General features: G+C 41.9%; 15 protein-coding genes. 8 read left to right on the top strand and 7 right to left on the bottom strand.

The features are described from left to right. Positions 1-2: 2 nt before the first annotated feature. Complete coding sequence (locus ACTJKG_RS00080; RefSeq protein WP_172337602.1) at positions 3-1,031, top strand: ferredoxin--NADP reductase; 1,029 nt, start codon at positions 3-5, stop codon at positions 1,029-1,031. Positions 1,032-1,130: 99 nt separating this feature from the next. Here the strand turns inward: ACTJKG_RS00080 and ACTJKG_RS00085 are convergent, their stop codons facing one another. From ACTJKG_RS00085 to ACTJKG_RS00095, 3 genes are all read right to left on the bottom strand, one after another. Then, positions 1,131-2,297, bottom strand: coding sequence for a PepSY-associated TM helix domain-containing protein (locus ACTJKG_RS00085; protein ID WP_440738013.1), 1,167 nt, complete (start codon positions 2,295-2,297; stop codon positions 1,131-1,133). A gap of 5 nt (positions 2,298-2,302) precedes the next feature. After that, on the bottom strand, positions 2,303-4,720 hold the full coding sequence (locus ACTJKG_RS00090; RefSeq protein ID WP_172337604.1) for a TonB-dependent receptor: 2,418 nt from the start codon (positions 4,718-4,720) through the stop codon (positions 2,303-2,305). 440 nt (positions 4,721-5,160) lie between these two features. After that, on the bottom strand, positions 5,161-6,096 hold the full coding sequence (locus ACTJKG_RS00095; protein ID WP_172337605.1) for a hydrogen peroxide-inducible genes activator: 936 nt from the start codon (positions 6,094-6,096) through the stop codon (positions 5,161-5,163). A gap of 87 nt (positions 6,097-6,183) precedes the next feature. On the opposite strand from ACTJKG_RS00095, the gene ACTJKG_RS00100 reads away from it, so the two are divergent. After that, entirely contained in the window at positions 6,184-7,683 is a 1,500-nt protein-coding gene (locus ACTJKG_RS00100; protein ID WP_172337606.1) for a catalase, read from the top strand. An 87-nt stretch (positions 7,684-7,770) separates the two neighbouring features. Here the strand turns inward: ACTJKG_RS00100 and glmS are convergent, their stop codons facing one another. The 3 genes from glmS to ACTJKG_RS00115 form a co-directional block, all read right to left on the bottom strand. Further along, positions 7,771-9,606 carry a glutamine--fructose-6-phosphate transaminase (isomerizing) gene (gene glmS, locus ACTJKG_RS00105; RefSeq protein ID WP_172337607.1) on the bottom strand — a complete coding sequence of 612 codons (1,836 nt, stop codon included), beginning with the start codon at positions 9,604-9,606 and terminating at the stop codon, positions 7,771-7,773. A 190-nt stretch (positions 9,607-9,796) separates the two neighbouring features. After that, entirely contained in the window at positions 9,797-11,200 is a 1,404-nt protein-coding gene (locus tag ACTJKG_RS00110) for a DUF4270 family protein (protein WP_172337608.1), read from the bottom strand. 15 nt (positions 11,201-11,215) lie between these two features. Then, positions 11,216-12,040, bottom strand: a complete 825-nt coding sequence (locus tag ACTJKG_RS00115; RefSeq protein ID WP_172337609.1) for a glycogen/starch synthase — start codon at positions 12,038-12,040, stop codon at positions 11,216-11,218. Positions 12,041-12,193: 153 nt separating this feature from the next. Between ACTJKG_RS00115 and panC the strand changes: the two genes are divergently transcribed. From panC to ACTJKG_RS00135, 4 genes are all read left to right on the top strand, one after another. Beyond that, on the top strand, positions 12,194-13,024 hold the full coding sequence (gene panC / locus ACTJKG_RS00120) for a pantoate--beta-alanine ligase (RefSeq protein ID WP_440738014.1): 831 nt from the start codon (positions 12,194-12,196) through the stop codon (positions 13,022-13,024). A 165-nt stretch (positions 13,025-13,189) separates the two neighbouring features. After that, positions 13,190-13,540: an aspartate 1-decarboxylase gene (panD, locus tag ACTJKG_RS00125; RefSeq protein ID WP_166093096.1), complete on the top strand. Its 351-nt coding sequence runs from the start codon at positions 13,190-13,192 to the stop codon at positions 13,538-13,540. A gap of 396 nt (positions 13,541-13,936) precedes the next feature. After that, complete coding sequence (locus ACTJKG_RS00130) at positions 13,937-16,954, top strand: CBM35 domain-containing protein (RefSeq protein ID WP_440738015.1); 3,018 nt, start codon at positions 13,937-13,939, stop codon at positions 16,952-16,954. A gap of 141 nt (positions 16,955-17,095) precedes the next feature. Continuing rightward, positions 17,096-18,061, top strand: coding sequence for a TonB family protein (locus ACTJKG_RS00135; protein ID WP_440738016.1), 966 nt, complete (start codon positions 17,096-17,098; stop codon positions 18,059-18,061). Here ACTJKG_RS00135 and ACTJKG_RS00140 read toward each other — a convergent pair whose 3' ends face one another. Beyond that, the gene (locus tag ACTJKG_RS00140; protein WP_440738017.1) at positions 18,062-18,586 is read right to left on the bottom strand and encodes a hypothetical protein; all 525 of its coding nucleotides are present in this window, start codon (positions 18,584-18,586) and stop codon (positions 18,062-18,064) included. A 391-nt stretch (positions 18,587-18,977) separates the two neighbouring features. Here ACTJKG_RS00140 and carB point away from each other — a divergent pair, with 391 nt between their 5' ends. Together carB and ACTJKG_RS00150 are read left to right on the top strand one after the other, a co-directional pair. Continuing rightward, on the top strand, positions 18,978-21,794 hold the full coding sequence (gene carB, locus ACTJKG_RS00145; RefSeq protein WP_172337613.1) for a carbamoyl-phosphate synthase large subunit: 2,817 nt from the start codon (positions 18,978-18,980) through the stop codon (positions 21,792-21,794). Positions 21,795-21,899: 105 nt separating this feature from the next. Then, positions 21,900-22,589, top strand: coding sequence for a hypothetical protein (locus tag ACTJKG_RS00150; protein ID WP_172337614.1), 690 nt, complete (start codon positions 21,900-21,902; stop codon positions 22,587-22,589). The last annotated feature ends 62 nt before the right edge of the window (positions 22,590-22,651 follow it).

Raw genomic sequence — 22,651 nt, forward strand, 5'->3', positions numbered from 1 at the left:
TCATGAATGAGGATATACTACAACTAAAAATTGAACGGATAAAGTGGGAAACAAAGGATACGGCTACCTTTTATTTAAGCAATTTTTCGGGTAAGCCTATCACCTATAAGGCTGGGCAATTTGTTACCCTGATATTTAACCATCGTAACGAGGAGATCAGGCGATCATACTCATTAGGTTCATCACCCGATGAAGAATTGTTATTTATCACCGTAAAGCGCATTACCAATGGTGAAATATCCCGCTTTATGCTCGCTAAAGAACATCCCGGCGATGTTTTGACTGCGCTAGCCCCGGCCGGCCGGTTTACCATCACTCACTTTGAACAGGAAAAGGATATTTTACTTTTTGCAGGCGGAACAGGTATTACACCTATATTTTCGCAGATCAAGTATATACTCAAACGCTCTGGAAAAAGCAGGCTTACCCTCATTTACAGCAACCAGGATGCCCATTCCATTGTATTTAAAGAGGAGCTGGACCAGCTGGCTACGCTACATCCCGATAGGTTTAAGATCATTTACCTGTTAAGCAGTGAGGCTAACCGTCTGAATAATGATAAGGTAGAAGCCCTTACCCGCCAGCTTGTACAACAGGATATGGATAAAGCGGAATTTTATCTCTGCGGACCTTTTCCCTATATGCGTATGATCAGGTTCGCGCTGGTATACATGGGGATCGATCCTAAACAGATTCGCCGGGAGAATTTTGTGATAGAGACCGTAGCTGTTACCCGTACCGCACTGAATTTCCCACCACGAACTATCAGGATCAGGTTTAAAAATGAGCTGCATGACCTCGCCGTTGGCGAAAATCAGTCGATACTACAGGCGGCTTTACAAAACAACGTACAGCTTCCATACAGTTGCCGGAATGGGGTATGCTCTACCTGTACTGCCAGATGTGCCAGTGGAAAGATCGAGATGATAAAAAATGATGTGCTCACCGATGCTGATATTGCCGAAGGCTGGGTGCTTACCTGTACAGGTCACCCGGTAAGTGATGATGTGGTGATAGCGTTTGGAGAGTAATTTAATCAATAGGGTGTCATGCTGGGCCCGTCGAAGCATGGCGGGTAAGGCCTACGCATGTCCTTCGACAGGCTCAGGATGACAGGCACCCTTTTGACATCAAGCCAAATGCTGTTTATGCACCCTGCGATGTACCACTTCCTTTACTTTCTTTGACTTTGATTTGGTTTTCTTACGTTTCCCCAGCCAGATGATAAAGCCGGTTATGGGTAACGAAGCGCAGATTAAACTGACTAAAAACGCGATGATCTTGGTGGTTAGGCCGCCTATTTGCCCTACGTGCAGGTCATAGTTCATATCATTCATCTTCATGCCCGGGCTTTTCTTGTCATGTGGGGTTTGCTTTAGGAGTTTGCCGGTATATTTTTCAAAAATAAACTCATCACTCCTGTAATAATGCAGGGTTTGGGCGTAGGCGTTGATACCAATTGTTCCCGCGGCGGATGCATCCTCCATAATGGAGTACATCTCTGCTTTGGGGGCCCATGCCTGCGACATTGCAAATACCTGGTCAATAACAGGTTTACCGCTTAATTTGTTCTTCAAAAGCGAGTCGGACTTGAGTACTTCTTTTTCTGAAGGGAATGAGCGGCCCAGGTTAGCGGTAGTATAAATACCTTCCCTAACCGATTGAAACACCATGGATAAGCCAGTTATGGATAATATAAGCGCTATAGACGTAGCATAAAAACCCAATACATTATGCAGATCATAATTTACCCTGCGCCATCGCCCATTCCATTTGATATTGAAACTACGCTTGCGGTCGCTTTTGCGCTTAGGCCACCACAGGATTAGCCCGGTGATCATGATCACCATGAATATAATAACGGATATACCTACTACCAGGCTACCTATTTTGGGGGGCAGCAACAGGTAAAGGTGTATAAATTCTACCACTATAAAAAAGTTCTTGGCAGGGTTTTCTATGTGAGTTACTTTACCGGTATAGGGGTTAAGATAAACGTATAGCATCCCGTCTTTAGGCAGGTTGACCAATATCCCAGCCGGACGGTTCACTCCGTAATAATACATATAGGTGGCTGTAGCCCCTTTATGCCCTTTTAATGCCTCGGCTTTTAAAATTGATGGGGCAAGATAAGGTTTATGTTGTATCTCAACTTTGCGGTAACTGCAAAACGCATCCTGTATCTCATCCTGAAAACAGAACAGGCAACCGGTAACACTCACTATAAACACCACCAGCCCGGATGTAAATCCGAGCCAGCGGTGACAAAAAAGTATGACTTTTTTAAATTTCGTCATCAGGATTAAAACTTATAAGCAAATGTAAGTGCGTAGCTTCTTAACTTTTGCGGATTAACAGTGGTATAACCTATCCAGTATTTTTCGTTAGTAAGGTTATCCATTTTAAACCCTACCCTGTATTGACTTGCATCATAAAATACAGAGGCATTTAATACCGTGTATGCAGGCAATGAAAATACACCAAGCGTTTTACTGTTTATAATTTTGTTATCGCTGGCGTAGTTACCGCCAAAACCGAAGCCCAAACCTTTTACAATGCCTTTTGAAATACGGTAGCTGGCCCAAAAGTTGGCTGTATAAGGTGATCCGGCAGTTGTTGGGCGCAAACCTTCCACCGTCAGATCAGCGGTTTTCTCCAATTTTGAATCATTGTATGAAAAACCAGCAATAATATTTAAGCCCGTTACTGGATTAGCTATTACTTCGGCTTCAAAGCCCTTGCTTAGTTGTGTGCCGTCTTGTACGGATAGGGCCTGGTTAATGGTTGATTGACGAACGATGTCTTTTACCTTAATATCATAATAGCTTAAGGTACTGCTTAATTTGCCATCAAACAGATCAATTTTAACCCCGCCTTCAATTTGGTTAGCTTGTTCGGGCTTCAATGGCTTATTATCTTCACTTAATCCGTTTTTATTGGTAAAGCTATTCTGGTAGTTGGCAAATAATGACACGTGATCTTTAACCGGCTGATAGATCAGGCCAAATTTTGGCGAAAAGGCGGTTTGTTTAAACGCTCCAGAAGTTGTGTTGGTTGCCGGGTTGTAATTACCTTTATTATCAAAACGATCCACGCGGATAGCGGCCGAGGCTATTAACTGATCGGTGATATTAAATACATCAGAAATGTAAGCGCTATAAGTATTTGTTTTATAAACAGATGGATAAACAAAGGCAGTACCTTTTGCATAAACGGCATCCATATTCATCTGGTTAAAGTTGGAGTAGTCATGGCTTCCCAGTGTAGAAGCCCTATCAAACGCTGTGCTGAAAAAATGTTGATTGGAGTTTTCCCTGAAAAAATCCAGACCGCCGACAACTCTGTTCCTGAATTTGCCGATCTTGAAATCGCCATTAAAATTTTGCTGAATCTCGATCATGTCATCTGTACTGTTTTTTGTTGACTGATCTTCACGAGAAATTGAATCCTTGGGAAGTAAATAAAAGTAAGGATTAAAGCCGTTTGAAAAACTGTGGGTCGCGCTGATATTGGTGCTGGTTGTCCACTGATCGGATATCTTATACTTTACCTGGCCAAAAAAGCTGGTGCTTCTTGATGTTTGCGTCAGATCATCGCCGTGATAGGTTTGTTTATAATCTAATTTTAACTGATCAGCGCTGGTGTATCCCAAATCCGCAACCGACTGGTTATATGGCATAAAGAAGATAGATTTACCAATATTTTTACCATAAGACAATTCCGCATCAGCTGATATAGTTAGCCTATCGGTAACTTTATAAAGCAGGCTTGGCGCAATGGCCCAATAACGGTTAAACCCATTATTCTGGAAACTGCCTTCATTATTAAAGGCGGTATTTAAGCGGAATAACACTTTTTTCTGTATATCCAGAGGTGTGTTTATATCAAGGGCAACACGGTGAAAATCATAATTACCATCGGCAAATGAAACCTCGCCGCCAAAAGAGTCGTAAGGAGTTTTAGTTACCCGGTTTATTAAACCGCCGTATGAAGTTAGTGTACTTCCGAATAAAGTTGCAGATGGCCCCTTGATCACTTCTATTCTTTCTAAATTAACCGCATCAATAGTTGAAGTTACATTACCGGCAATACCATTACGCAGCTTGCTTTGAACAATAAAGCCACGGGAATTATAATAACTGCCACCATCGCCACCACGGCCGGTTGCTTCCCACATTTTTTGTATACCCGGGGCGTTCCGTATAGCATCATCAACCGAGAATACCTGTTGTTCTTGTATTAACTGGTTAGATATAGTGGTATATACCTGCGCGTTTTCCAAATTGCTCAAAGGCATTTTAGCAACGTCGACACTCTTTTTGGTTTTAAACTTATTTACCTTGCTGCCACTGATACTTACTTCCTGCAAGTTATTGGAGGCTTTACTAACGATGAATTGTGGCAATGTAAGTGTTTGGCCATTTGCCAGCTCGATAGAAGTTTCCTGGCTTTTGCTACCTACTTGTGATATAACCAGGGTATACTTACCCTGGGGCACCCTTAAAGTAAAATCACCTTCTTCATTGGTGACGGTACCGTATTTGGTACCTTTTAAAGTAACCGAAACGTTTTCGGCCGGTCCGTCATTCTGAATCACAACATGACCTTTGATGGTTCCCTTGGTAGATTGCTGAGCAATTGCAGTTGAATTGAAGAGCAGTATAATCGCGAAAATTGAGAGAGAAAATAGTTTGTGAAAATTAAGTTGGGGTTGCGCCATTTTATTTAGACTAATTATAAATAATTCGCCAAAAATAAGACACAGACCCTAACAATCCAAATTATTTAGAACAATTATAAATAATGAGATTTCTGATATTCCAAATGGCTAAACCCTTTTATAAGCCTAAAACTTTAATATCCATTACCTCTTTCTTCATTTGCTTAGGTACAAATTCAAGTATTTCATTCTTTGAAACCCTCTCGGGTCGCACAAAGAAAATTCTGAGGTATAAAGCTTGGGCAGCCTTGCAGGTAGCCATAAAGTGGCTTTACATGCAAACCCACTTTATGGCCACAAAATATATATAACTATTTAATTATCAATACATTAATTACATATTAACTATAAAAAGTGTAAACCATGTAAACCCACTTTTTAATAAAACGCCTACCTGTTCAGCAACTTATTTTGAAACCTTTACTAAGCTATTTACAAGCTTAAATGTCCATCACCTCTTTCTTCTTTTTACTCTTCATTCGTTTGGGTACAAATTCAAGTATTTCATTCTTTAAGGCCTCGATCATTCGGCGTTTTAAAAAATTGCGTTGTATCACTATACTTACTTCGCGCGCTGGCTCCGGTGATTTAAAATAACGCACTTTATCCAATTGTTTTTCAGTTAGTTCGGCTAAAGCCAGCTCGGGTAATATGGTAGCGCCATTGTTTTGATCAACCATACGCTTCAGGGTTTCCACACTGCCGGTATTATATTCAAAATGCATAAAACCCTTGGTCGATTTACGCCGCTGGCAAATATTTAAAACCTGTTCACGCATGCAGTGCCCTTCGTTAAGCACCCAAATCTCTTCCATGTCTATATCTTCGGGGTTGATGTTTTTCTTTTTGGAGAGTTTGCTGTTTTTAGACACATAGGCTACAAAGTTTTCATAAAAAACCGGAATCTCGGTCAATGAGCTTTCATGGAGGGGGGTCGACAGGATACCGCAGTCAATCATACCCAACTTTAGTTGCTGTATGATATCTTCAGTGGTTTGTTCCCAAACTATCAGTTTAACCTGAGGATATTTTTCAATAAAACCACGAATGATCTTAGGTAATATATAAGGCGAAACCGTTGGGATGATACCAACCCTTAATTCACCCGATAATTCTTTCTGGCGGTCGGTAATAATTTCTTTTATTTTTTCGCTTTCCGACAGCATGATACGGGCCTGGCTAATGATCTCGATGCCTATTTCTGTAGGTGTTACCGGTTGCTTGCTACGATCAAAAAGCTTCACGCCCAGGGTATCTTCCAGTTTTTGCACCTGCATACTTAAGGTAGGTTGCGTAACAAAGCATTTTTCGGCAGCGATCACAAAACTACGATAGGTGTCAACAGCTACAATATATTCCAGTTGGGTAATAGTCATATAGATAAATTCTATCCAAATATAACAATTATTGATTTTTTCTATTGAAATATTATCATGAAGTTTGAACCAGAAACCCCAATAACTATGGAAACTAATAAAAAGAAATTGACCACAGCCTCTGGCAGACCATATGCGGAAAATGAAAATTCGCAAACAGCAGGTCCACGCGGCCCCATCCTGTTGCAGGACTATATTCTTCATGAAAAAATGGCTCATTTTAACCGTGAACGTATTCCTGAGCGTGTAGTTCATGCCAAAGGATCGGGAGCCTATGGAACACTAACTATAACTAATGATATTTCACAATATACCCGTGCAAAAGTATTTAACCAGATAGGCAAACAAACCAAATTGTTTCTGCGCTTTTCGACAGTTGGTGGAGAAAAAGGCTCGGCCGATACCGAACGCGATCCACGGGGGTTTGCCATCAAATTTTATACTGAAGATGGTAACTGGGATCTGGTAGGTAATAACACACCTGTGTTTTTTATAAAAGACCCTAAGAAGTTTGGTGATTTTATACACACTCAAAAGCGCGATCCATATACCAATTGTAAAAGTGCAACTATGGTATGGGATTTTTGGTCATTAAATCCAGAAAGCCTCCACCAGGTAACTATTTTAATGAGCGACAGAGGCACGCCATATGGTTATCGGCATATGGATGGATTTGGCAGCCATACCTTCTCCTTCATCAATGCAAAAAATGAACGATTTTGGGTAAAATTTCATTTTAAGACGCAACAAGGCATTAAAAACTTTACCGATGCAGAAGCCGGTGAAATGCGTGGTAAAAACCCCGACTTTGCGCAACATGATCTGCTAACAGCTATTGACAACGGTAATTTCCCCAAATGGGACATGAAAATACAGGTAATGCCCGAAGCTGATGCCGCTACTTACCATATTAATCCATTTGATTTAACCAAAGTTTGGCCCCATGCCGATTATCCATTAATTGATGTAGGTGTTGTGGAGTTAAATGAAAACCCGGACAATTATTTTGCTCACGTAGAGCAAGCGGCTTTTGCTCCGGCACACTTAATCGACGGAGTGGGCTATTCTCCTGATAAAATGCTACAGGGTCGTATTCTTTCTTATCCCGACGCGCAACGTTATCGTCTGGGCGGCAACTACGAGCAGATTCCGGTTAATAAATGTCCGTTTATGGTGAACAATCACCAGCGGGATGGTCAAATGCGTGTGGATGGCAACGGAGGATCAGCTCCAAACTACTTCCCAAACAGCTTCGATGATATTGAAGCGGATCAAACCTACAAAGAACCTGCATGGGATTTTGGTAACTCAGTTGGCGATTGGTATGATCGTAATGGAGAAGGTGAAAATGATCACTATACGCAGCCAGGTAACCTATACCGACTAATGGATGCCCAGGCTAAAAAAGACCTGATCAACAATATCGTAGGTTCTATGAGTGGTATCGACGGGCCAAAGAAAGATCAGATCATTAATCGCCAGCTATGCCATTGGTTCAGGGCGGATATCAATTTAGGCATGGCTATTGCCAAAGGTCTTGAACTTGATCTGGTCGAAACCATGAAGCAAATGCCGGCTTCGGTATAAAGTCAAAAGCCGGAAGTCTTAAGTTGAAAGTATTCTTAATACAATCAGAGCCTTAGGACTTCCGACTTAGAACCTGCGACTTGGAATCTACTCTACCGTAACAGATTTAGCGAGGTTACGTGGCTGATCTACGTTACAGCCCCTCATTACAGCAATATGATAGGCCAATAACTGCAAAGGAATAGTAGCTACCAACGGAACGAACGCTTCGTTGGTTTGCGGTATCTCGATCACATAATCGGCCATATTTCTTACTTCGGTATCTCCTTCGGTAACAATAGCAATTACATGGCCTTTGCGGGCTTTTACTTCCTGGATATTACTGATCACTTTTTCATATGATGAGTGTTGGGTGGCTATAAACACCACTGGCATTTCATCGTCAATTAAGGCGATGGGACCGTGTTTCATTTCGGCAGCAGGATAGCCTTCGGCATGAATATAAGATATCTCCTTAAGCTTTAAAGCGCCTTCTAATGCTACAGGGAAAGAGCTTCCCCTGCCCAGGAACAGGCAATTGGTTGAGTCTTTGAACTTGGCGGCAATTTCCTTTACCCTGTCATTTGATTTTAGGGCTTTTTCTACCAGTTGCGGAACCTCGTTTAACTCCGTAAGGTATTCTACCAGTTTGCTTTGGGTTATAGTACCTCTTTGTTGTGCTATATAAAATGCCATTAACGTCAACACACTTACCTGGGCGGTAAAAGCTTTTGTTGAAGCAACACCAATTTCGGGCCCGGCATGGGTGTAAACTCCCGCATGCGTAATACGGGGGATAGATGCACCCACCACATTACAAACACCAAATATGGTGGCGCCCTTTTCCTTTGCTAATTCAATAGCGGCCATGGTATCGGCAGTTTCGCCCGATTGTGAAATGGCTATTACCAAATCCTTTTCTGTGATGATAGGGTTACGATACCTGAACTCGGATGCATACTCTACCTCAACCGGTACACGGGCGTATTCCTCTATCAGGTATTCGCCTACCAAACCTGCATGCCAGGAAGTACCACAAGCTATAATAATGATACGATCAACATTTTTTAGCTTCTCGGCATACTCCTTTATTCCACCCAATTGCACTTTACCCTGCTGAGGGTATATACGACCGCGCAGACAGTCACGAATAGAGCGGGGTTGCTCATATATCTCTTTAAGCATAAAGTGATCATAACCGCCTTTTTCAAGCATCTCCAGCTTTAAGTCAAGCTCTTGTATATATGGAGTTTGGACAGAGTTGTCAATATTCTTGATCAGCAGGTTTTCCCTATTGATGTAAGCTATTTCATTATCATTTAGGTAAATCACATTTTTGGTATATTCTACAATTGGTGTAGCATCTGAGGCTATAAAGTATTCCCCTTTGCCAACACCAATCACCATAGGGCTTCCCTTACGGGCAGCTATCAATTGATCAGGCTCATCAGCGCTCATGATCACAATAGCGTAAGCCCCTATCACTTTGTTCAAAGCAACCCTCACGGCTTCGCGAAGTTCAAGCCCACCCTGTAATTGAATATCCTCAATCAAATGAATTAAAACCTCAGTATCCGTATCACTTTTAAACACATGTCCTTTGGCTAGTAACGTTTCTTTAATAACGCCGTAGTTTTCAATAATACCATTATGAATAATGGTTAATTTACGACTTCCAGATGAATGAGGATGCGAGTTGCGGTCGCTTGGTTCACCATGTGTAGCCCAGCGGGTATGCCCCATTCCTATTGACCCTTTCAGGTCAATATCTTTAACAAACTTTTCAAGATCATCAACCTTTCCCGCTTTTTTATAAACTCTCAGATCCTGATCAAGTAAAGCGATCCCAGCGCTGTCATAGCCCCGATATTCTAAACGATGAAGCCCTTTTATAATAATTGGATAAGCATCCCGGTAACCTATATAACCTACAATTCCGCACATAATAAATTTAATAAAATGTAAATGGAGCAAAAATAATTAGCTATATAACATAAATCGCACCTTATTATTTTGATTTTTTCACAAATAGGAAGAGTTTTTCCCTACTTCAAAACAAATTTTAAAAAGTAGAAAAGGCTTAAATAAAAAATCCCCTTAACGGGGATTCTTTTTATTAAATATATCGCTTTACTTATTTACGTATCCGGGTATAAATAATGTTTAATTTGATCTTATATGGAGAGGTCTTATCGCTCCCAACCAGAACGGCACGGGCAGCCGTTTGTACACTCGGACTAATACCAGTAGTGCCTACACTGCTACCGCTTATAGTAGTAATTTCGGTAGTATCAATCGGAGCGATAAAAGTTCCGTAGTCAACTGTTTTTTTACGTATCAAATCCTGAACATAAGCCGTTACTAAGAAATGATACTCCTTCTTGGTTTTATCGTACCTGCCTCCAAACGAAGATATTTGATTACGTGAGTCGGCTGGTGAAGCATCCTGTATATAGGTTCGTTGGTGAGCTATATCCAATTGGTACATCGTTAACTTTGGCAACGGTGCATAAGGTATACCCGAATTAGGCTGAGGGGTAATAACCAGCTCGGCCCGGTTAAGCACAATAGAATCCGGATTAAATTTATCAAGACCAGGGAAGCTTACCTTAGCCCGTAATCCGGCCAATCCTTGCAGATAGAATGTATTTTGCGAGTTCACCTTGTCATCTAAAGCTGCCTGAATAGCCGTTGGATAGGGCTTAGGATACCTAATTTCGGCACTATGTGATACAAAAGGTAAAGTTACTGTAGCGGTATCAATTGTTGAACCATTAACTGCTTTATAAAATACATCTAACCTTGAAGAGTCAAGTGCCAATTGCATAATACCTCCTGCATCAGTAGCCTGCCCTTTACTCAAAGTTATATATAAACCCTTAACCGCATTTTGAAAAAGCAATGTAGAGGCTAATTGTGACCCATTTGCATTAAACAGGTTACTGTATATGAACGCTTTGCTAAAAGGTATACGTACCTGCGGCCCAACCTTTTGTATAGTATCAACCTTGCCTGTTCTTATATTAGCAATAGTTACACTATCATGGGTGCGTGCGGTAAATGTTCTTGTACCTAGCGCAGTTCCCATATTCACTTGCCAGCGTTTGGTATTATAATAAGTTTGCACAGCCGCTTTTTCTGCCAACTGATAAACATTGGCAGTATAACGTGTGGCAACTGAATCGCCATAGAATCCATTAGCATATCGTAACACAAGTACTACTGAATCAATAGTCAATGTACCTGCGGGTACTGTATAAGCCGCATCATTTGGCAACGAAAGCCCAAGGGCTACATTTGAGGTAATAGTACCAAATGTAGGATCAGAAAAATTACCAAGTGGTGTTTTTGCTAATCCAGACGTTACTGCCGTAGAATCAACTTCTGTACGGATAATGATATTGGTATCCACAACCAGGCTACCATTGATCTGGTTATTTGGATCGATACCCAAGCCTATCCCATCCTGCCGTTTACAACTATTAAAAATAAAAAGACTTATTAACAGGGTCAATAAGTCTAATCTTAAAAATTTCATATATAATATTAAAGATTAAGCAACATGCACCAATTCGTCGTTGGTAATTTCGTCGTAAAAATTGTAATAATTTTCGAAATCTGCGGTAGAATCAAATTCTAAAACCGATTTATTGCTGTTTTTAACATTATTTAACACATCTGCATCTATATTCTCGCTGCCTAAAACAATTCCGTCAGAGTACTGAATGGCCCCGGCATATAATGCAGAATTAGAACCTTCTTTATAAGCTTCAACGTGCTGTTCGGTCATGTTGCTCATTACCGCTTTTTGCGCGAAATCAGCATCTAATTTCTCTTTAAAATCATTTTCGTAGATAGAATAAATGATCTTGGAGTTTTTAAAGGTTGGATCGTCTTTATACGTAGTTTTCAGGTACGCCGGAACCAATGCACTTAACCAGCCGTGGCAGTGGATAATATCCGGTGCCCAGCCTAATTTCTTTACCGTTTCCAACGCGCCTTTACAGAAAAAGATCATTCTTTCATCGTTATCAGCATAAAACTTACCGTCTTTATCACCAAACACATGTTTACGCTGAAAATATTCCTCATTATCTAAAAAATACACCTGCATACGCGCCGCCGGGATAGATGCTACTTTAATGATCAGCGGGTTATCATTATCGTTGATAATGATGTTCATTCCCGATAAACGGATCACTTCATGAAGTCTGTTCCTGCGCTCATTGATATTGCCAAAACGCGGCATAAGGATACGGATCTCGTAACCTTTCTCCTGCATAGCCTGCGGAAGTTGGCGTGTTATTTCAGCAATTTTTGTGAGTTCGAGAAAGGGAGACATTTCATGAGTTATAAACAAAAGCTTAGATTTACCCATCACTTAATCAGTATTAAATATTTAAAGAAGTCAAAAAATTTGAGTCTGCAAATATAAGCATTATTATATGAACTGTCAACGAATTACGCAAGTAACTTTTGGTATTTTTTATACAAATGCACACCTTTACCAAAATTTGTAATAACTTTTACGTTGAAGATATTTACCACCAAAAATGAAATAGCTCAGTATTTCACCTCTAAACAAGGCAAAATAGTGGGCTTCGTTCCCACCATGGGCGCCCTCCATCAGGGCCACATATCATTAATTAAACAAGCACAGCAAAATAGCGATGAAGTAGTTTGCAGCATTTTTGTAAACCCTACGCAGTTCAACGATCCTAAAGATCTTGAAAAATACCCCAGACCCATAGCTGCCGACATTGCCATGCTTGAACAAAACGGCTGCGATGTACTGTTTAACCCTACGGCTAATGAAATGTATGATAATAATGAGAAATGGCATTTAGACATTGGCGATCTGGAGTATTTATTGGAAGGCAAATTCAGACCAGGACATTACCAGGGCGTTACGCAGGTAGTTTATAAACTCTTTAACATCGTTAAGCCCGATCTTGCTTTTTTTGGGCAAAAGGACTATCAGCAATTTATGGTGATCAGTAAAATGGTAGATCTCCTGCACATGCCTGTTCAATTGATCATGTGCCCCATTCAACGTGAAATTGATGGATTAGCCATGAGCTCAAGAAATATCCATTTAACCTCATATGACCGCGAACACGCTCTTATACTGTCAAAAACCTTAAATTGGGTAAAAACTCATTTTGACGCTGGCAGTATCCCTCAAATAAAACAGGAAGCCGAAACTATGATCAATAACGAACCGGGCATCGAACTGGAATATTTTGAGATAGTTGATGGCAAAACACTGAACACTGCAAATGCTGATACCAGAACTATAGTAGCCCTTGTTGCCGCCCGGGCAGGCAAAACAAGACTGATAGATAATATATTAATTGGCTGAGTGTTCATAGTTGATGGTTCATCGATCATAGTAAAAAATATGTAATTTACTATGCCACTATGTTTTGCTATGCGCTAATCTACACCTAATTGTAAATTCTCCGCTATGAACCATCAACCATTAACTATGAACTTCTAATCGACTAATTATTCCTAACTTTGCACCATGATTATTGAAGTATTAAAGTCCAAACTTCACCGGGTTAAGGTAACACAGGCCGAATTGAATTACGTGGGCAGTATTACAATCGACGAAGATCTGATCGAGGCCGCTAATATTATACCTAATGAAAAGGTGCAGATTGTAAATAATAATAACGGCGCCCGATTTGAAACTTATGTAATAAAAGGAGAACGCGGCAGCGGAACTGTATGCCTTAACGGAGCCACTGCTCGTTTAGCTCAGGTTGGCGACATTGTGATCATCATGTCATACGCTTATATGGAGGCTGAAGAAGCCCGTTCTTATGAACCTATATTGATATTCCCGGATTCAGACAATAAGTTGATCAAGTAAACCCATTTTTTGCAAATCCCCCCTTTCTTAACTCCTGGTAAAAAGGATCCATGTATCTTATTGCTTAAATTTTTCACTCTTACGCCTCCGATCAAACATACAGCCACCTAAAAGCTCGATTCTATTTGGCTAACATCGCATGATATTACCTATTAATTAAATTTTATTAATGTAAACCTGACATTAATAAAATTTAATTAATATCTTTATAAAGCAACCAGAACAATCCTTTGTCCTCGTCGCCAACATATCTGAATTAGTTATCACAACGCCGGGTAACAATTTCAGGTTATACCAATTTAAACCAATTAAACTAAATCTTACACTATGAAACAGGTATGTTTTATTCGACCTGCTCTGCAGCAGAATCTCCAAAAACTATTCACTGCTTTATTCATGACTCTGCTACTTTTCATTACGCAAGCAGCATTTGCACAGACATTATGGACTGAAGCAGAATCGGGCACAACATCCAATGGCGCGGCTATACAGGCCAATAGCAGTAGTTCCGGCGGTCAGCAGGTGGGTAATCTTGGCGGCCCATCAAATGGCACAGTGACTATCCCTCTTAATGCGACTACTGCAGGTCAATATACCTTATCCATCAATTACCTGACAGCCGATCCGCGTAATTTATACGTAACCGTAAACAATGATGCAGCTGTTATAATAGCCTGCAATTCGGGTAGCTGGAGCACTGTAGCAACTGCTACCCTGGTAATTAATTTGCAGGCTGGCACCAATACCATAAAACTCAATAACAATGCCCTGCAATGGGCCCCAAATGTAGACCGGATAGGCATTGCGCCCATTTTTTACGAAGCCGAAGCCGGTACATTAGCTGGAGGGGCCAATGTACAGTCGTGCCCGTCCTGTTCGGGCACATCTATGGTGGGCAACCTGGGCACAGGATCTGTAACCAATACAGTGAATGTAAGTGCAGCCGGCAATTATATACTGACTGTTTATTACGCCACTCAGGACCCGCGCTCATTTTTTGTATCGGTTAATAATGCAACTGCAACAGAGTTAGCATGCGTTCCGTCAGGCGGGTGGACTACTGTTGCAACGGCCACATTAACTGTAGCACTAAATGCTGGCAATAACACCATTACCTTAAACAACCCGGGCTGGTACGCTCCTAATGCCGATAAATTAAGCTTAGCAACAATACCGGCTACCACAAAAAATATAAACTTTGCGCCCAACAGTCGTATCGAATATGATTTGACTACAGGTAAATACAATGTCTATTTCAACGGTACCAAAGTTATTACCGATGCGTATGCTACAGCGCAATCAAACAACTCATACTCAAGCTTAAATTATACTACCCGCACGTATAGTACCACACCAGTTTCCGATGGCCTGGGTTCGGGAACCAAACATATTATATCCCTATCAGGCAGTGGTCTTATACCCATGCAACAGATATTTTATGTGTATAACAACCGTAGCTATTTTTATACCGAAGTTGTGTTGAATGGTACAGGAGCCAATTGCTACGGCATGGCTCCGTTGGTATCCAATAATGTTGTTTTACCCGTGAGCGGCGACAACCGGGTATTAAAATCGCCTTTTGATAATGATACTTTTATTTCATATGATGCGCAATCATTAGGTAGCTCGGTAAATGTTACCAGTTCAGAGGTGAGTGCTTTGTATGACAATAACAGTCGCAATGGTTTGGTATTGGGCTCTATAGAGCACAGTAACTGGAAAACCGGGGTGCAGGTAGTGGGTTCCGCGGGCAATACCTTATCGCAATTGAACCTTTTCGGAGGTTTTACTAATGTAAATATCACCCGCGATGTTAGGGGACATGGCTGGGTTGGTGTCGGCTCAACTACCTGCAAATCACCCAAAATGATGGTTGGTTTTTTTAGTGACTGGCGCGATGGCATGGAAGAGTACGGCAAATCAAACCGGATAGCCGAGCCTCCATACATTTTTAACTGGACCCTGCCTACACCATTTGGCTGGAACAGCTGGGGAGCGATACAAAGCAGCCTCAACCTCACCAATGCCAAGGGTGTAGTTGATTTCTTCGCTAATAACCTTACCGGTTTCCGGAATGGCAATACAGCTTATATCGATCTTGATTCGTACTGGGATAACCTGAACGACAGTGAACTGAAACAGTTTGCCGATTATGCTAAAAGCAAGGGATTAACCCCAGGAGTTTATTGGGCTCCGTTTGTCGATTGGGGCAAAAGCAGTCGTACGGTTGAGGGCAGCAACTATAACTATACCGATATCTGGGCAAAAGAAAACGGCGCATATCATGATCTCGATGGCTGTCGCGCCTTGGATCCTACGCATCCGGGCACCAAACAACGGATCGCTTATATGATCGGGCGTTTTAAAACAGCGGGGTTCCAGATGATCAAAATTGATTTCCTGGGACATGCCGCTATCGAGGCCGACAGCTATTACGATGGCAATGTTCATACCGGTATGCAGGCTTACAAACAGGGAATGGAATACCTAACGGATCAGCTTGCCGGACAGATGCTGGTGTACGCGGCTATTTCGCCCAACCTGGCAACAGCCCGTTACGCGCATATGCGGCGGATAGCCTGCGATGCTTATTCATCTGTAAACGATGCAAAGTATACGCTTAACAGCACCAATTATGGCTGGTGGCAAACGTATATGTACAACTTTATTGATGCAGATCACGAAGTTTTATCCACCGAAACATTAGGTACTAATCATATACGGGTTACTTCGGGAGTTATTACCGGCACGGTAATTACAGGTGATAATTATTCAACAACCGGCCAATGGACAGGCCGGGCACAAACCCTTTTCCAAAACCAGGATGTATTGGATATTGCCCGCAATGGTGTAGCGTTCCGACCAGTTGATGGTAATACTGGTACGGGTACAAGTGAGCAGTTTGCCCGCAAAATTGGCAATTATTTATACCTGGCAGTACTTAACTATGGTAGCGGTAGTAAATCCTACACAGTAAACTTTAGTCGTATAGGCTTACCCAACGGCACCTATGCCATGAAAGAATTATATACCGGCACTACATCAAACATCAGCAATAACTCCATGAGCGTTACTGTTGGTGCTGCCGATGCAGCCATATATCGCATAACCGTTGGCGCAGGTACTATAGCCGATGTAAAAAACATCCAGACCATTCCAGCTAAGCTGCAATCAACCACAAAGCTCTCGTTTTATCCCAATCCGGCAACCACTGTATTGCATTTAAATAACTCTGTTGAGATAGCAGGACTGCAACTTACCGAGTTCGGCACCGGGCATACAGTTAAAAAATTCTCGAACATTAATAATACCCACTACGAGCTTGACCTTAACGGCTTATCGCCAGGCTATTACGTGATCAACGTAACCGATAATAAGGGTACAACCAAAGGCTACAAAATTTATAAATATTAAAAAAAACGGGGGCTTGCTTATTACTCAGGCCCCTTAATTATCTTCTATTTCAAAGCCCAGGTATAAACCGGGTAGATTACTTTTATTGAGAATAATCATAATTATTGCTGTAGCTTTGAGTGCTAAACCGTCACTGTTTTGATGAAATTATTTTTTACTTCTCTCTTTCTATTAACTGTAAGCATATGCTTTGCGCAAAGGCAAAATGTTTACTTCCTGAAAAACAATGGTAAATATGTAAATATTCGGGACAGCGCAGACTATATCAGGATAGTTAGAGAACCCGATTCAGCTTCAACACTATACAATGTTATTGAATTTTACCTCAATGGCGCCCAAAAACTTGTCGGAAAATCAAGAAGTATCGATCCGCCAAAATATGAAGGGCCATGTATTACCTATTATGCTAACGGTCTAAAACAACGGCTATCGAACTACAAAAACAACTCAAAAACCGGGAACGAGGTCCTGTACTATCCAAATGGCAAACGCTACCTTTTATTAAACTATCCGGAAAAAGAAACCCGTGAAAGCGAATACCGGAATGATGCACTGATAGAATCATGTAATGATTCGTTGGGAAATGTACTTGTAAAGGACGGGAATGGTTATATGAAAAGCTACGATGACAAATTTAATTACGTTGAGGAGGAAGGTAATATCAAAAACGGTCGAAGAGATGGAAACTGGAAAGGCGAATATAGGGACAACCACATCACTTTCACCGAAAGTTACGACAATGGCAAACTGCTAATTGGAAATGCATCGAACCGATATGGCAAAACCAGCACCTACTCAGGCACAAGAGGAGTGCCGCCGGAGTTTAAAGGAGGCATCGAAGGCTTTGGACGATATTTGTCGAGAAACATTAGATACCCAGATCTGGCTCGTCAAAAAGGCATACAAGGCCAGGTGATACTCTCATTTGTAGTTGAAAAAAATGGTGAGCTTTCTGATATAAAAGTAAGCAAATCGGTGATGCCGCTTTTTGATGACGAAGCCATACGGGTGCTTAAGGAATCACCTAAATGGATACCAGGCACACAATTCGGCATGCCTGTAAGAGTGCAATATAGCGTCCCTATTACTTTTACACTTGGCAATTAACTAACGCCGGTCAGCAGCGATACCCAGCGATAGTTTCAGGCTTACATCTACATCATTAGCTTTACGTAATTTGTAAACCATCCTGATACGTACACTGGGTTGCCGAACCAATTCGTCAAGAAAGTGTGAATTATCAATATCCAGTACAATACTGTTACCCGAGGTAGCAGCAATATCTTTCCTTATGGCTACCATTACTTCATCACTCCCGTCGGCCTTAGCCATATATACCCGCAATGAAGCAATATTACCAATGTTATAGTTAGCTGGCTCTTTTGATTCCAGTTTGGCCGATACCGTGCGTACCTCACTTATTTTGCCTGCATTATTGCCATCCCTGGTAAAATCCTGGTCAAAACTATTGGCGGTACTTATAGCAGTATGGGGCTCACCTATACTTGCTGATGCCGGGATTGCTATATTGGCTGTATATGGGAAAGTTCCTTTTACAACACGTTGCATCATAGCGCAGCTTCCAAAAAACAAGATTGAAGCAAGCAAAATAAATGTAAGTTTCTTCATCATTTTAATTCAGATGGTTGACCGGTAAGCTACGGATAAAAATTCTGCGATTCCCATACGCGGGTATCGGCTTAAAATTCGGTATAATTTACCGTAAAATCTGGTAAAAACACAATATATGCAGGTTTTGAACTGGTTTATCGCAACAATATTTAAAAATACATTTTTTGCATTTAAAAAAACATTTTAGCGCATGAAAAGCAATGTAAAATCGGACTACAGAAGCTTTCTGAAATTTTGTAAAAAAATACCAAAAAAAGTTTAACAAAAACATATCTTTGCACCCCGACACTGAGGTCGGGATTTCTCGCCTTCAGTGCATAGGAAAAATCGTTTACGGGCCTTAAAAAGCCTTTAACTTTTGACTTAGAACTTTTGACTTAAAAAAAGCCCTATGCCCAAAGATAATTCCATCAAATCAATTCTCATCATCGGCTCCGGCCCTATTATTATCGGCCAGGCCTGCGAATTTGATTACGCCGGCTCACAAGCTGCCCTTTCCCTGAAAGACGAAGGTATTACCGTATCCATCATCAACAGCAACCCTGCCACTATCATGACAGATAAGGTTATTGGCGATCATGTTTACCTGTTGCCGCTTACCTGCGCAAGTATTGAGCAAATACTTACCGAACAAAAAATTGATGCCGTACTGCCTACTATGGGCGGCCAAACCGCGCTTAACCTTTGTATAGAGGCTGCCGAACGCGGAATTTGGGAAAAATACGGTGTAAAGATTGTTGGTGTGGATATTGCCGCCATCGAAAAAACAGAGAACCGCGAAGCTTTTCGTCAGTTAATGGTGGATATCGGTGTAGGCGTGGCTAAATCAAAAATTGCCAACTCTTTTCTGGAAGGTAAAGAAGGCGCCCAGGAAATCGGCTTTCCGCTGGTTATCCGCCCAAGCTATACACTTGGTGGTAAAGGTGCTGGTTTTGTGCACAGAAAAGAAGATTTTGATGCCGCTTTAAGCCGTGGCCTCCAGGCATCACCAACCCACGAGGTTTTGGTGGAACAAGCTGTTTTAGGCTGGAAAGAATACGAGTTGGAGCTGTTACGTGATAATAACGATAACGTGATCATCATCTGCTCTATCGAGAACTTTGATCCGATGGGTATCCATACCGGCGACTCGATCACTGTGGCCCCGGCCATGACCCTGAGCGATCGCTGCTACCAGGAAATGCGTAACCAGGCCATCAAAATGATGCGCGCCATTGGTAATTTTGCAGGTGGTTGTAACGTACAATTTTCGGTTAACCCTGCCGATGAATCTATCATCGCCATTGAAATTAATCCGCGCGTTTCCCGCTCATCTGCCCTGGCATCAAAAGCAACCGGTTACCCCATTGCTAAGATCGCTGCCAAACTGGCTATAGGATATAACCTTGACGAAATTGAAAACCAGATCACCAAAACCACCTCGGCTTATTTTGAGCCTACACTGGATTATGTGATCGTGAAAATACCTCGCTGGAACTTTGATAAATTTAAAGGCGCTAACCGCGAGTTGGGTCTGCAAATGAAATCGGTAGGTGAAGTGATGGGCATTGGCCGCAGCTTTATTGAAGCATTGCAGAAAGCGTGCCAGAGCTTAGAGATCGGCCGTGCCGGCTTAGGTGCCGACGGTCGTCAGAGCCGCAACCTGGAAGAAATCATGCACAGTTTGGAGCATCCAAGCTGGGACAGGTTATTCCACGTATATGACGCGTTGAGCCTCGGCGTTCCGATCGAATCGGTACGTAAAGTGACCAAGATCGATCGCTGGTTCCTGAACCAGATCCAGGATGTGGTAAATCTGGAAAATGAACTGCGCCGCTATTCATTAACTAACATTCCAGAGGAGTTCCTGTATACCCTGAAACAAAAAGGTTTCTCAGATACGCAGATAGCCTACATACTGGGCAATGTAACTGAAGAGGATGTTTACCAGCGCCGCAAAGCTTTGGGCATCAAACGTGTTTACAAAATGGTGGATACCTGCGCTGCAGAGTTTCCGGCCAAAACACCATACTACTACTCTACTTACGAAGGCGAGAACGAATCGGTATCGTCTGATAAAAAGAAAATAATTGTATTAGGCTCTGGCCCTAACCGTATTGGTCAGGGTATCGAATTTGATTACAGCTGCGTACACGGCCTGCTTGCCGCCAAAGAATCAGGTTTTGAAGCCATCATGGTTAACTGCAACCCTGAAACTGTTTCGACCGACTTTAATATGGCCGATAAGCTTTACTTTGAGCCGGTATACTGGGAGCACGTACGTGAGATCATCGAGCTGGAAAAACCATATGGTGTAATTGTGCAGCTTGGCGGACAAACAGCCTTAAAAATGGCCGAAAAAATGCACGAGCATGGCATCCGGATCATTGGTACATCATTCAATGATATGGACATCGCTGAAGATCGCGGCCGTTTCTCAGACCTATTAAAAGACCTGGAGATCCCTTACCCTAAATACGGTGTTGCCGAAAGTGCTGAAGAAGCGCTTGAAGTAGCCCATCACGTTGGCTATCCCGTACTGGTACGCCCAAGCTATGTATTAGGCGGACAGGGCATGAGCATCGTAATTAACGATGAAGACCTGGAAAAAGCCGTAGTTAGCCTGCTGAAAAACCTTCCGGGAAACCGTGTACTGATCGACCACTTCCTTGATCGCGCTGCAGAAGCTGAAACTGACTCGATCAGCGATGGCGACGACGTGCACATTATAGGGATGATGGAACACATCGAGCCCGCAGGTATCCACTCAGGCGATTCATTTTCGGTATTGCCACCGTTTGACCTGTCAGACAATGTGATCAACCAGATGGAAGAATACACTGTAAAAATTGCTAAAGCACTAAACGTACGTGGCTTGCTCAACATCCAGTTCGCGGTGAAAAATGACCAGGTATATGTGATCGAGGCAAATCCACGCGCATCACGTACTGTGCCTTTCATAGCCAAAGCTTATGATGTACCTTACATCAACATTGCCGCCAAAGTAATGCTGGGTGTTAATAAACTGAAAGATTTTACCATCGAGCGTAAACTTTGGGGCTATGCCATCAAAGAACCTATATTCTCCTTTGATAAATTCCCTGAAGTAAATAAGGAGCTAGGCCCAGAGATGAAATCAACCGGCGAAGCTATCCGCTTTATCCCGAATCTGCAGGATCCTTATTTCAGAGAGTTGTACAAAGAAAAATCGATGTACCTAAGCAAATAAATTATTTAAAACATTAGATTGCGCAGGCAGTTTAATTACCGGATAACATTTCCTGGCAGCCCCTCCGGCTGCCGGGAAATTATTGTTGAACTAAGTTAGTATAGATTGAAAGTTAATTCGAATAATACGCAGGCATTCAACCTCAATAATGTTGATCCTGAGGAGATAGGTGATGTTTTTGTAAAAATTGAAAGATCCTTTAATATCCGTTTAGACGACACATCCTGTAAAGATGTAAAAACCTTCGGCAAACTTTGTGATATTGTTGTTGAGAAGGTAAAACAAACCAATAACGATAGCTGTACTACCCAGCAGGCATTTTATAAAATACGCAATGCTATTAACTCTACCATTTCTCCACCAAAAGAGTTAATAAAACCGCAAACCAAACTGGCCGACATTTTCCCCAGGGATACCCGTTTACAGGTGATCGCTGAGATTGAGCGCGAGATGGGTTTCAAGATCAATCTTTTACAGCCTAAACAGGGCGTGGTGGGCACCTTTATTTTTGTATTACTGGCATCGGCAGTTGGCTTCTTCTATCAGCCTGTAATGGCTTGTGTTGGTGCCCTGGTAGCCATGAGCGGACTGATGCTCGCGGGCAGATTTGGCAAGGAGCTTAAGGTAAAAACACTAGGCGATCTGGCCGAGAAAGTAGCACGCGAACATTATATCAAATGCCGCCGGGATGCTTCAACCGTTAACCGTAATGAGGTATCACAAAAAATAAAGGAACTATTTACAGCCGACCTGTATCTGGAACCATCGGTATTAACCCGCGACGCTAAGTTTTAAACAGCAGTAAAATAATTTCTTAAAATAAAAGGGAATCCATACCTAATGGATTCCCTTTTATT

It is taken from the genome of Mucilaginibacter sp. 22184, assembly GCF_052045695.1.
Classification (GTDB): Bacteria; Bacteroidota; Bacteroidia; order Sphingobacteriales; family Sphingobacteriaceae; genus Mucilaginibacter.

Excerpts from the sequence above, each read along its gene's own strand:
- ACTJKG_RS00080 (WP_172337602.1), top strand. The coding sequence starts at position 3 with ATGAATGAGGATATACTACAACTAAAAATTGAACGGATAAAGTGGGAA.
- ACTJKG_RS00085 (WP_440738013.1), bottom strand. The coding sequence starts at position 2,297 with ATGACGAAATTTAAAAAAGTCATACTTTTTTGTCACCGCTGGCTCGGA.
- ACTJKG_RS00090 (WP_172337604.1), bottom strand. The coding sequence starts at position 4,720 with ATGGCGCAACCCCAACTTAATTTTCACAAACTATTTTCTCTCTCAATT.
- ACTJKG_RS00095 (WP_172337605.1), bottom strand. The coding sequence starts at position 6,096 with ATGACTATTACCCAACTGGAATATATTGTAGCTGTTGACACCTATCGT.
- ACTJKG_RS00100 (WP_172337606.1), top strand. The coding sequence starts at position 6,184 with ATGGAAACTAATAAAAAGAAATTGACCACAGCCTCTGGCAGACCATAT.
- glmS (WP_172337607.1), bottom strand. The coding sequence starts at position 9,606 with ATGTGCGGAATTGTAGGTTATATAGGTTACCGGGATGCTTATCCAATT.
- ACTJKG_RS00110 (WP_172337608.1), bottom strand. The coding sequence starts at position 11,200 with ATGAAATTTTTAAGATTAGACTTATTGACCCTGTTAATAAGTCTTTTT.
- ACTJKG_RS00115 (WP_172337609.1), bottom strand. The coding sequence starts at position 12,040 with ATGGGTAAATCTAAGCTTTTGTTTATAACTCATGAAATGTCTCCCTTT.
- panD (WP_166093096.1), top strand. The coding sequence starts at position 13,190 with ATGATTATTGAAGTATTAAAGTCCAAACTTCACCGGGTTAAGGTAACA.
- ACTJKG_RS00130 (WP_440738015.1), top strand. The coding sequence starts at position 13,937 with ATGACTCTGCTACTTTTCATTACGCAAGCAGCATTTGCACAGACATTA.
- ACTJKG_RS00135 (WP_440738016.1), top strand. The coding sequence starts at position 17,096 with ATGAAATTATTTTTTACTTCTCTCTTTCTATTAACTGTAAGCATATGC.
- ACTJKG_RS00140 (WP_440738017.1), bottom strand. The coding sequence starts at position 18,586 with ATGATGAAGAAACTTACATTTATTTTGCTTGCTTCAATCTTGTTTTTT.
- carB (WP_172337613.1), top strand. The coding sequence starts at position 18,978 with ATGCCCAAAGATAATTCCATCAAATCAATTCTCATCATCGGCTCCGGC.